This window comes from Candidatus Pelagibacter sp. uisw_091 (assembly GCF_059512525.1).
In genome coordinates this window covers 504609-516061 of record NZ_CM183455.1, presented here as the reverse complement: position 1 = coordinate 516061, position 11453 = coordinate 504609, and the positions used below count along the sequence as shown (strand labels likewise).

The following is an 11453-nucleotide window of genomic DNA, read 5'->3' as shown; positions in this document are numbered from 1 at the left end:
AATATATTTAATATATAAAAGGCTCTCTATTTGTTTTAAATTGAGATGAGAGGGCAACGTGGCGGAATGGTTACGCAGAGGATTGCAAATCCTTGTATCCCAGTTCGATTCTGGGCGTTGCCTCCAAAAAAAATCTTGTTTTAGTTTTAAAAAAAAGTATGTTGTTTTTTTAATATTCCTCGGTAGCTCAGTTGGTAGAGCAGTTGACTGTTAATCAATTGGTCGCAGGTTCGAGTCCTGCCCGAGGAGCCATAAACATTGATTTTATAATTTTTGCTCAAGGTTTCGTAATTTTTACCTCAGCTTAAATATTAATTAATTTTAGTATTAACAATAGTTAAAAAAAAATTAAAACTAAATTGCTCCTGAGAATTTAATGTATATTAGCTTACTTTGGAAATTCCTATATTAGAAGCTTGTAAAGATTTACTAAACTTAAGTTTCTGATCATTATTAAGTTCTGAATAAATTTTAACTAAAAAATTATAGTTGACGTTCATATGATTTTCTTGAGTTCTCTCAGGATTAATCAAGTATTCGGAAAAATCTTCAAAAAAATAATTTACTGGAACTTTTAAATAATTTGCTAATTGAAGAAGTCTTATTGAGCTTACACCATTAGTTCCTTTTTCATATTTTTGAATTTGTTGAAATGTAACATTAATTGCTTTTGCTACTTTAGTTTGTGTGAGACCTAAAGCTAATCTTCTTAGCTTTAATTTATTACCCAAATGCTTATTAAAATTATCTTCCATTAAGACCCCTCTTAAAGTTTGTTTTAAAAAACCTATTCAACTAATTTTTTTTAGTTATCGCAATAGAAAAATTTTTTTATTTCAAAGAAAATGGCTCAAAATAAAAAATCATGTCAAGGTATTAACAGGGTAAATAACAAATATTTATATTGTAGTAATTGTAAAATTGGTCTTATAAAATTTGACTTAAAAATAGCTTAGTACGCTCACTTTTTGGGTTAGCAAAAAACTCTAAAGTATCCGCTTTTTCTACAATCTTGCCTTCGTCCATAAATATCATACTATCGGCAACTTCCTTTGCAAAACCCATTTCGTGTGTAACCACTATCATAGTCATTCCTTCTTTAGCTAAACCAACCATTACATCAAGTACTTCTTTAATCATTTCTGGATCTAAAGCTGACGTTGGTTCATCAAACAACATTATTTTGGGTTCCATACAAAGAGCTCTAGCAATTGCTACCCTTTGTTGTTGTCCCCCTGAAAGTTGTCCTGGAAATTTTTGAGCTTGATCTAAAATCTGCACTCTTTCTAAGTGTTTTAAAGCTAAAGCTTCAGCATCTTTTTTTGGCATTTTTTTTACCCAGATTGGTGCTAATGTACAATTATCTAAAATAGATAAATGTGGAAATAAATTAAATTGTTGAAATACCATTCCAACTTCAGCTCTAACTTGTTCTATGTTTTTTGTGTCTTCTGAAATTTCAGTACCATCAACAATAATTGATCCCTCTTGATGTTCTTCTAGTCTATTAATACATCTAATTAACGTAGATTTTCCAGATCCAGATGGTCCACAAACAACTATTTTTTCTTTAGGCTTAACTTCAAGGTTTATTTCTTTTAATACTTGAAAGTCACCGAACCACTTGTTTACATTTTGAATTTGAATAATTGAATCTGACATAATTTATCTATCTGTTTTATATTTTAATTCTAATTTCTGACTATATTTACTCATACTATAACAAATAATCCAGAATATTATTCCAGCAAATACATATCCTTCCATTGAAAATCCTAGCCATTTTGGATTTGTTTTAGCTAAATTTAACATACCAACTACTTCTAAAAGACCTACTACAAAAATTAATGGTGTATCTTTTACAAGTGCTAAGAATGTATTGGCAATCCCTGGAATTACTAATTTTAAAGCTTGTGGAAGAATAACAAAAATATGAAGTTTCCAATAACCCATACCAAGTGACTTCGCAGCATCGTATTGACCTCTAGGAAGCGCTTGAAGTCCTCCTCTTATAACCTCTGCAGTATAAGCTGCTTCAAATAAAGTGATTGCAACAACTACTCTAATTAGTTTATCAACATATGTGCCATCTGGTAAAAACATTGGAAACATTACTGCCGACATAAATAGAACTGTAATTAAAGGAACGCCTCTCCAAAATTCTATAAACGAAAGAGATGAGTATTTAACAATTGGTAAATCAGATCTTCTACCAAGAGCCAACATCATACCTATTGGAAAACAAAAAATTAAAGAGAAAAAAGCAACAATAAAAGTTAAAGATAAACCACCCCACGCACCTGTTTCAACCCATTCAAGTCCAAAAGAACCTCCTGAAATCAAATAGTATATCAAGATAAAAGAAATTATTGGCAATATAAGTGTATAGTAAAGAGAAAGATAATTTCTAAATTTAGCGGGTGTAAAAAATCCAGCTGCCATAAAACCTAATACAGCAATAAAAGTTACGTTAATTCTCCATTGTTCCGCATTAGGATACATTCCATATATAAATCTGTTAAACCAAACTTTAATATAAACCCAACAAGCACCACCACCTGTGCATGCTTCTTTAGTGTCACCAGAAATATTAGCATCAAAAATGAACCAATTTAATAATGGAGGAAGTGAAAATATTACAAGAAAAATGATACACAAACTTAAAACAGCATTAAAATTACTTGGATTAATGTTTTTGTTAAGACTATCTAGAATTTTAATTCCTGAAAATTCAATTCTAATTAAGTGAAGGCCAATTACTCCAAAGATTAAAGGGGTAAAGAAGTTAATAAACCTGGGTAAAAAAGAAGTAATATTTGTGCCTAAGAAATTATTTAAACAAAAATCAAAAATGCCTAAGAAGAAAAGTAAAGTTCCAACTATCAAAGAAATATTTCTATTTTTTTGGTGTTTAAATTTTAACAAATCAAAATTATTTGAACTCATTATTTTTCCTTTATCGCTATTCTTTGGTTGTACCAATTCATTAATAATGAAATTGCAATGCTGATGGTTAAATATGTAGCCATTGTAATACCAACAATTTCAATAGCTTTTCCTGTTTGCATCATTGCAGTACCTGCAAAAACCAAAACTAAATCTGGGTATGCTATAGCAGCGGCTAAAGAAGAGTTTTTAGTTAAATTTAAGTATTGGTTAGTAGTTGGTGGTATAATTATTCTTAAAGCTTGAGGCATAATTACTAATTTCAAAACTTGACTTGGCGTTAAACCTATTGATGCAGCAGCTTCTTTTTGCCCTTTACCAATACCTTGAATGCCGGCCCTAACATTTTCAGCAATAAATGTTGCTGTATAAAGAGTTAAGGCTAAAGTTAATGCAATTAGCTCTGGCGGAATACCCATACCTCCATCAAATGTGTAAGAAGATTGAGACATTTTTCTTAGCTCCGGGAAACTAAAGGATAAATCAACACCACCTACTATAAAAGTTAAAAGTGGTAGACCTATAAAAATAGCTAATGAGATAATTAATACTGGTAACTGTTTACCTTCTTGTTCTTGTTTTTTTTTTGCAAATTTAACAAAAAAGAAAACTAAAATAATTGCAACAATTAAAGTTGTAAAAAAAACATCAAAATTTGTCCAAATCGGAGCTGGTGTAAAAAAACCTTTTATAGTCATAAAAGATGACCCTAGTATCAATGCAGCATCTTGAGGCATTGGCAGTGCTCTAAGTGCAGCAAAATACCAAAAGAAAATCTGTAATAACAATGGAATATTTCTAAAAAATTCTATGTAAAAAGAAGCAGTTTTTCTAATCAGATAATTTGGTGACAGTCTTGCAACACCAACAACAAGACCTAACAATGTAGCTAATATAATTCCAATGAAAGCAACCAAAAGAGTATTTAACAATCCAACAAGGTATGCTCTCGCATAGGTGTCTGAGCCATCATAATCAATTAAAGAAAATTGTATATCAAATGAAGCTTCTTGAGATAAAAAACCAAAACCAAATTCAATACCTCTAGTGTCCATGTTCTCTTGGGCATTCATGGTAAAAAAACCAAATATTAAAACTATAAATAATAATGTTAATAATTGAGGTAAGAATTTTTTTAATTTCATTTGATGAGTATTATAAAAAAAGGGCTAGATAAATCTAGCCCTTTTTATGTTTTGTTAGATAATAATTATCTAGCTGGTGGTACGTATAGTAATCCACCTTTAGTCCAAATTTGATTTGGACCTCTATCAGGTAAAATACCAGTATCAGCGATATTTCTTTTGTAGCTTTCTCCATAATTACCAACTTGTTTGATAATTCTTAAGCTCCAATCGTTATCTAAACCAAATGCTGCACCTAATTCACCTTCAGAACCAACAAGTCTTTTAATTTGTGGGTTATCAGATGTTTTCATCATGTCAGCGTTTGCAGAGTTAATACCGTATTCTTCAGCTTCGATCATTACGTTTAGTGACCATCTTACGATGTCTTCCCAAACTGCATCACCTTGACGTACTACTGGTCCTAGAGGCTCTTTAGAAATAGTCTCTGGTAACACTATATGATCATCAGGGTTAGTCATTTTTGTTCTTTGTGCTGCTAGACCAGATTTATCAGTTGTGTAAGTATCACATCTGCCTGAGTCATAAGCTGCAACAACTTCATCAGCTTTTTCGAAAGCAACTGGCTCATAAGAGATTCCTTTTGAATTAAAGAAGTCTCTCATATTTAGTTCAGTTGTAGTTCCAATGTTAGTACATGCTGAAATTCCATTTTTGAATTGGCTCGTAGAAGTAATTCCTGAGTCTTTTCTTACCATGAAACCTTGGCCATCGTAGAAGTTAACTCCAACGAATGTTAAACCAATGTCAGCATCTCTAGAAAGTGTCCAAGTTGTGTTTCTTGATAAGATATCAATCTCACCAGAAGTTAGAGCTGTAAATCTTTCTTTAGCACTTAGTGGAGTGAACTTAACTTTGTTCGCATCACCTAATACTGCAGCAGCAACTGCTCTACATACATCAACGTCAACACCAGTCCAATTTCCAGCTGCATCAGCATTTGAAAATCCTGGTAAACCTTGAGATACACCACATCTTACAAAACCTTTTTTCTGAGTGTTTTTAAGAGTTTTAGACTTCTTAGCGGCCATTGTTTCTGTTGTAAAAGCAAACAGAATTGCAACCATAGCTACTAGAGAAGTTAATTGTTTTACGTATTTAAACATATTTTATTCCTCTGTTTTATTTATTTATTTATTTGTTAACAAATAATTCAAATATAATTGAATTAAGTTTCCTGTTTATCAGTATATAAAATTGGTAAAAGAAAAAATAAGTAGATTAGAACAGTTCTATCTACATATTGTGTAACTTTAAATAAAATGGTTACATCTAGTGTTGGTGCACTCTGGTGGACTCGAACCACCGACCCTCGGTTTAGAAAACAGATGCTCTATCCAGCTGAGCTAAGAGTGCATATAATAATATTTAACATATTTATAGTATGAATTTAATTTTTAAAAAGAAATTTTTTACAAATAATTAACAAGGTCAAAAGCTCAAGTCTACCAATAATCATAAAGAAAATTAGATAATATTTAGTAAAAATTTGTAAATCATAGAAACTAAAATCACTAAGTCCATACATCGAAGAATTAACTGTATTCATTAACGTTAAAATTGAGAGTTTAAATGAACTTTCAAAATCAATACCACTTAAAGTTAAAAGAAAAGTTAAAAATAATAAAGATACTATAAAAATTATTATAGATAAAAAATATTTATAAATTTCATTTAATTGAAAAAATTCTTTAGAAAATAAATGTTTATTTATATAGATATTTTTTGGTCTGCTATATGAAAGTATTTCGTTAATTGAATATTTAAATAAAGAATAAATTTTTAAAAATCTAACACCAGAACTTGTAGAGAAAAATGATCCACCAATCATAACTAATAATAAAAAAATAAAAGATAAATTAGTTGAGTTGTTATCAAGAGAAAAACCAATATTAGAAACGCTGCTACTTAATGAAAGGAGTAATTCACTAAAATTATTATCAAAATTAAGAAAAGTAAAAAAAATAAGTAATAAAATTAAAAAATAGAATAATAAATGAATATCTTCATTAAAAAAGTTCAAATTATGATTTTTTGTAAAAAATAAATTATATGTTAAAAAAATACTGAAAAAAGATATTAGCATTAACAAAGACATTATTATAATTTGAGAGTTTTCAGTAAGAATGCTTGATAAATTATTTGATGGTAAAAAACCACCTGATGAAATAATTGACATTGCTAAATTTAATGAATTAAACATTCTTATTTCGAAAATGTTTAAAATTATAAAAATTCCTAATGTTAAAGATGAATATAAGAAAAAAATCTTTAATGATTGTTTTAATGTTTCTAATTTACTAAAAGAAATAAAATTAGTTAAAGATTTTTTAAAACTATTATCAAAGATGTCTATCAAGAGAATAATAGAAAATAAAAAATAAAGCCCTCCAATCCACTGTGATGCTGACCTCCATAGAATTAAACTTTGATCAATATGATTGATATTATTAAAAATTGTAAAACCTGTTGATGTAAAACCAGAAATTGCCTCAAAGTATGAATTAATAAAAGTTAAATTATAGATACTAAAATAAAAAGGTATTGCAATTATTAATGGTAATAAAAAATAACCAATTAATATTGTAAGTATTTTTTCATAGATTGTAGTTTTTTTTTCATCATTACTTTTTGATATATAAAATATTAACGATAAAAAAATTGATACTAAAAATGTGTAAATATAGGTATTTAAATTAAGATATAGATTTAGATAATATGAATAAACAATATTGAAAAATGATAGAATTGAAATTATACCGCAAAAGATACTCAAATAAATTAACTTAATATAATTCATTCGATTATACTGAGCTTATACGAAACATGTTCTCTACAATGTGTAAAAAATCTTTTTTTGCTAATAAAACAACAATATCCTCTTTTTTAAATATAAAATTAGATCTTGGAATAATTACCTTTTCTTTTCTTAAAATTGCTCCAACGCGTATCTCATCTGGTAAATTTGAATTTTTTAATTCTTTGTTGATTAACTCAGAGGTTTCGATAATTTCTGCTTCGATAATTTCGTATTCACCGTTAAGAATACTATAAGCATTTTCTATTGTCCCCTTGTGGATATGTTTTAGTATACTAGATACAGTATTCATTCTAGGGTCAATAAAATCATCGATTTTTAAAGAGGACTGAAGTAAAGAATAGTTTGGTTTATTTATTAGTGCCATTGTTCGCTTGTCAATGGATTCAGCGTTATCTTTTGCAAATTTTTCAACTAATACACTTATCATTAAGTTATCCTCATCATCGTTAGTAAGTGCAAGTACCGTTTGAGTTTCATCAATGTTTGCTTCCATCAGTACTTCCTCATCTAAGGCATCACCATTAATTACAATCGTATTATTAAGTTCGCTCGCAATAAGTTCTGCTCTTTCTTTATTTTTTTCAATAATTTTTACTCTTGCGGAATCAAAACTTTCTTCCAAATTTTTAGCTAAATTAAAACCAATATTTCCGCCACCAATTATCAAAATTTTATTAGAAATTTTTTCATTATGTCCAAAAGCATTAAGAGTATCTTTCATTTGAGATGCATTAATTGCAACATAAGCTTTATCGTCCTTAAGCATTATGTCTGTTTTTTTTAATACAACAAATTTCCCATCTCTAATAACACCCATTATATTGGCATCCAATTTAGGGAATTTTTTAGTAAGCTCGTTTAATTTAATATCTTTTAAAGAACATTTTTCATTAATTAAAATTTCAAGTAATCTAATTTTATTGTCTGCAAATGGAACATTATCTAGTGCTCCAGGGGCTTCTAATTTTCTTTGTAAAGATTTAGCTATTTCAATTTCAGGTGAAATAATAACATCAATTGGTAAATTTTCTTTATTATAAACTTTTGTAAATTTTGGATTTAGATAGTCTTGTGATCTTATTCTTGCTATTTTTTTTTGAACATTAAAAATTGAAAATGCAATTTGACATATAAGCATATTAATTTCATCATTGCGAGTTACTGCAATAATCATATCGGCATCACTAGCATTTGCTTTTTCTAAAATTGATGGATATGTAGCTTTACCAACAATAGACTTCACATCTAACGTGTCATCTATTTTTTGAATATCTTCACTAGATTGGTCAATTACAGTTATAGAGTGGCCCTGTTCACTTAAAATTTTAGAAATAGTAAAACCAACTCTACCTGCACCACAAATAATTATATTCATTTAATTTAATTCCTTGATCCCTAAACCTTTTAATTTTCTATGCAAGGCTGATCGTTCCATACCAATAAAATCGGCAGTTTTTGATATATTGCCATTAAATATTTTTAATTGAGTAGTTAAATACTCCTTTTCAAAATTTTCTCTAGCCTCTTTTAATGGTATAGATAATGAGTTTTCTGATGGAGTATTTTTGATATCTGGGTTTTTAAGAGATTCTTTAATTATATTCGAAATCTTATCCGGTGTATCTGGAGAGAGTATTGCAATTCTTTCAATTAAATTTCTTAACTCCCTAACATTTCCAGGCCAATCATAGTTAAGTAAATAATTATTGTTAGTATCTATATTCATTTTTTTTAAATTATAATTTTTTGAAATTTTTTCTGAAAAGTATTCAACTAATAGTGATATATCAGATACTCTTTCTTTAAGTGAGTCTATATTAATCTCAAATACATTAAGTCTATGATATAGATCTTCTCTAAAATTTCCATTTTCTATTTCTTTTTTAATATCTTTACTTGATGAACATATAATTCTGACATTAACATTTATATCATGGTTGCCATTAATTCGTTTGAATTTTTGATCAATTAAAACTCGTAAAATTTTAGATTGAGTTTCCAATGGAATTTCTGATATTTCATCAATTAAAAGAATGCCTCCTGTAGATTTTTCTAAAGCACCATATAAAATTGATCCATTACTTTTTTCTTCTCCAAAGAGTTCTAATTCATATTTTTCTACATCTAATAAAGCACCATTTAAAATTATAAAGGGTCCATTTTTTCTTTTAGATTCCTTGTGTATTTTTCTCGCTATTAATTCTTTACCAGATCCAGTCGGACCATTAATGAAAATCCTACTTTCAGATATTGAGATTTTATTAATTTGATCTTTAATATTTTTTATATTTTCACTATTTCCAATTAGTTCATAAGAATAAAAAAGTTTATCTTCAAATTCTTTATTTTTATTTTTCAAATTTAAATTTTCAACAGCACGATTAACAAAATTAATTAATCTTTCTTGATTAAATGGTTTTTCAATAAACTCAAAAGCTCCAGCTTTAAGAGCTTTGATAGCCATTTCAACATTGGCATGGCCTGTTATTATGATTACTGGAATATCTTTATCTTTTTTTTTAATATGTGAAAGAAGTTCTAATCCATCGTTATCTCCTTTATCTAATTTTACATCTATAATAGCTACATCAGGAAGTTTTTTATCAATTTCATTTAATGCTTGATTGTAATTAGCCGCTAATCTTGTTCTGTAACCAGATTCAATAATCAAATCATTAATAATGTTTCTTATGTCAGCGTTATCATCAATAATTAATATTTCTGTACTCATTATTTTATAAATGTAACTTTTATTTCTGCTCCATTTTCAATTTCGATAAAATCTATTTTACCATTATGATCATTTATTGTTTTATTAACAATAGCCAAACCTAATCCAGTACCTTTATCTTTTGTTGTAACGTATGGGTTCAAAATATCTTTAATATTATTGTTAAATACACCAAAACCTAAACCATTATCAATAATTAAAAAATTAATATTTGATATTTTTTCATTAAGCATAATGTCTATTTTGCCTTTAAAGTTACCATTATTTAATTTTTTATCTTGAATACTTTCAATGGAATTTTTAATCATATTAAAAAAAACTCTACTTAATTGCTCACTGTCAGAATTTAGAATTATATTTGACTTATTAGTTTTAAAGTTAATTTCTATATTCTTATCTAATTCTTTTATTAAATTAATATTATCTTTGATCAAAGGAACTAAGTCATTATCCTTAAGTATTGGTTTTGGCATTCTAGCAAAGTCAGAAAATTCATTAACTAAATTTTCAATTTGTTTAATTTGCTTTCCAATAATCTTTAAACTTTTAGCAAAATCATCTTTTTCATGATTTTCTATTTTCTTTGAATACTTATTCTTTAATTTATCTATAGTTAATTGAATTGGTGTAAGAGGGTTTTTAATTTCATGAGCTAATTTTCTAGCTAAACTCTCCCAGGCCTCATGTCTTTCATTAATTATTAGTTTCTCTTGTTGCGATTTTAATTGATCTATCATTAAATTAAAGTTTCTATTTAAAGTCTCCATGTCTTTATCTGCTTTAATTATTGGAACTTTAATATTCAGATTACCCTTACCAATGCTATATGATGCTATAATCAAATTATTAATTGATCTAAAAAATCTTGAAGAAAACCTTATGGCGATTGAAATTGATAAAAATAAAAGTAGAGAAACTATCACAAGATAAATAAATACAAATGAAACTTTTATTCCAGTTTGTTTATTTAAAACTGTATAATAAAAATTAACTGCCTCTTGCGACTCTATTAAATATTGTGAAATTTTTTTTTCTAAATATTTTACTATATACAAATATTTACCATCAAAGTTTTCAAGTTTAATAATTGATGCTGATTGGTTTTCAAAAGCATTAATTATCTTTAATGGTCTCTTATCATTTGAAACCATCTCTAAAGCTTCGAGTAAAGGTGGTTTGTAAACATTTATATCTTCCAATGTGCTTAAGTAAAGATTTCCATTACCATCAATAATATGAACTTCATCCATATTTCTAATCAACTTTTGAGTATTCAAAAAACTTTTGAATTGATTTATGTTTGTATTCAAAAAATTAACACTTTTATTCAAATCATATGCAATTAATATAATTTCTGATTGGGTTTTGTTTTTAATTTCTTCAGTATAACTTTTTGCAATTTCATAAGAATTATTAACTGCAGTTGTAATTTTTTTGTCAAAATATTTATCAAGTGCAAATGATAATAAAAACAATGAGAACAAAGAAATTAATACTGATGGTATTAATGTAAATAAAGCAAAAAAAGTTATATATTTTCTGTTTGCTCTTGATCCGCTAATATCAACATCAATCTTTAAAGATGCACTTACCTCCTTAAAGATCATGTAAAACAGTACTAATAATAGTGCTATATTTCCTATTAAAAGTACTTGTAGGTTTTGGTCTGTTAATTTAAGAAAGCTTTTATCTATAAAAGTTAAAAATGTTACAAAACCTAAACTTAAGGTTGTTAAAAATATTAATCCAATAAACAAATTTTTTTTGATAAAATCTATCATTATGAGATAAACAGATTAGTAAATATTTT

Annotated in this window: 9 protein-coding genes and 3 tRNA genes; 2 read left to right on the top strand and 10 right to left on the bottom strand. The window is 27.4% G+C overall.

Features of this window, described 5'->3' with window-relative positions; genetic code table 11:
* The first annotated feature begins 52 nt into the window (after positions 1 to 52).
* Positions 53 to 126: transfer RNA gene (locus AC5YGA_RS02775), tRNA-Cys, on the top strand.
* Positions 127 to 176: 50 nt separating this feature from the next.
* Positions 177 to 252: transfer RNA gene (locus AC5YGA_RS02770), tRNA-Asn, on the top strand.
* 131 nt (positions 253 to 383) lie between these two features.
* Here the strand turns inward: AC5YGA_RS02770 and AC5YGA_RS02765 are convergent.
* From AC5YGA_RS02765 to AC5YGA_RS02720, 10 genes are all read right to left on the bottom strand, one after another.
* On the bottom strand, positions 384 to 755 hold the full coding sequence (locus AC5YGA_RS02765; RefSeq protein WP_415309217.1) for a helix-turn-helix domain-containing protein: 372 nt from the start codon (positions 753 to 755) through the stop codon (positions 384 to 386).
* Between the two features lie 172 nt (positions 756 to 927).
* The gene (locus tag AC5YGA_RS02760) at positions 928 to 1662 is read right to left on the bottom strand and encodes an amino acid ABC transporter ATP-binding protein (protein WP_415309216.1); all 735 of its coding nucleotides are present in this window, start codon (positions 1660 to 1662) and stop codon (positions 928 to 930) included.
* A gap of 3 nt (positions 1663 to 1665) precedes the next feature.
* Positions 1666 to 2946, bottom strand: coding sequence for an amino acid ABC transporter permease (locus AC5YGA_RS02755; RefSeq protein ID WP_415309215.1), 1281 nt, complete (start codon positions 2944 to 2946; stop codon positions 1666 to 1668).
* Positions 2946 to 4091 carry an amino acid ABC transporter permease gene (locus AC5YGA_RS02750; RefSeq protein WP_415309214.1) on the bottom strand — a complete coding sequence of 382 codons (1146 nt, stop codon included), beginning with the start codon at positions 4089 to 4091 and terminating at the stop codon, positions 2946 to 2948. The genes AC5YGA_RS02755 and AC5YGA_RS02750 overlap by 1 nt, the downstream gene beginning before the upstream one ends.
* A 65-nt stretch (positions 4092 to 4156) precedes the next feature.
* A complete protein-coding gene (locus AC5YGA_RS02745; protein ID WP_415309213.1) occupies positions 4157 to 5197 on the bottom strand; it encodes an amino acid ABC transporter substrate-binding protein in 1041 nt (346 codons plus the stop codon).
* Positions 5198 to 5370: 173 nt separating this feature from the next.
* Positions 5371 to 5447: transfer RNA gene (locus tag AC5YGA_RS02740), tRNA-Arg, on the bottom strand.
* Between the two features lie 34 nt (positions 5448 to 5481).
* On the bottom strand, positions 5482 to 6891 hold the full coding sequence (locus AC5YGA_RS02735) for a TrkH family potassium uptake protein (RefSeq protein WP_415309212.1): 1410 nt from the start codon (positions 6889 to 6891) through the stop codon (positions 5482 to 5484).
* A 4-nt stretch (positions 6892 to 6895) separates the two neighbouring features.
* Positions 6896 to 8287 carry a Trk system potassium transporter TrkA gene (gene trkA / locus AC5YGA_RS02730; protein WP_415309211.1) on the bottom strand — a complete coding sequence of 464 codons (1392 nt, stop codon included), beginning with the start codon at positions 8285 to 8287 and terminating at the stop codon, positions 6896 to 6898.
* The gene (locus AC5YGA_RS02725; protein WP_415309210.1) at positions 8288 to 9643 is read right to left on the bottom strand and encodes a sigma-54-dependent transcriptional regulator; all 1356 of its coding nucleotides are present in this window, start codon (positions 9641 to 9643) and stop codon (positions 8288 to 8290) included.
* Positions 9643 to 11424 (bottom strand): sensor histidine kinase, encoded by a 1782-nt coding sequence (locus AC5YGA_RS02720; protein ID WP_415309209.1) that lies wholly within the window; start codon positions 11422 to 11424, stop codon positions 9643 to 9645. Before AC5YGA_RS02720 ends, AC5YGA_RS02725 begins: the two co-directional genes overlap by 1 nt.
* Positions 11425 to 11453 lie beyond the last annotated feature (29 nt).

Excerpts from the sequence above, each read along its gene's own strand:
- AC5YGA_RS02765 (WP_415309217.1), bottom strand. The coding sequence starts at position 755 with ATGGAAGATAATTTTAATAAGCATTTGGGTAATAAATTAAAGCTAAGA.
- AC5YGA_RS02760 (WP_415309216.1), bottom strand. The coding sequence starts at position 1,662 with ATGTCAGATTCAATTATTCAAATTCAAAATGTAAACAAGTGGTTCGGT.
- AC5YGA_RS02755 (WP_415309215.1), bottom strand. The coding sequence starts at position 2,946 with ATGAGTTCAAATAATTTTGATTTGTTAAAATTTAAACACCAAAAAAAT.
- AC5YGA_RS02750 (WP_415309214.1), bottom strand. The coding sequence starts at position 4,091 with ATGAAATTAAAAAAATTCTTACCTCAATTATTAACATTATTATTTATA.
- AC5YGA_RS02745 (WP_415309213.1), bottom strand. The coding sequence starts at position 5,197 with ATGTTTAAATACGTAAAACAATTAACTTCTCTAGTAGCTATGGTTGCA.
- AC5YGA_RS02735 (WP_415309212.1), bottom strand. The coding sequence starts at position 6,891 with ATGAATTATATTAAGTTAATTTATTTGAGTATCTTTTGCGGTATAATT.
- trkA (WP_415309211.1), bottom strand. The coding sequence starts at position 8,287 with ATGAATATAATTATTTGTGGTGCAGGTAGAGTTGGTTTTACTATTTCT.
- AC5YGA_RS02725 (WP_415309210.1), bottom strand. The coding sequence starts at position 9,643 with ATGAGTACAGAAATATTAATTATTGATGATAACGCTGACATAAGAAAC.
- AC5YGA_RS02720 (WP_415309209.1), bottom strand. The coding sequence starts at position 11,424 with ATGATAGATTTTATCAAAAAAAATTTGTTTATTGGATTAATATTTTTA.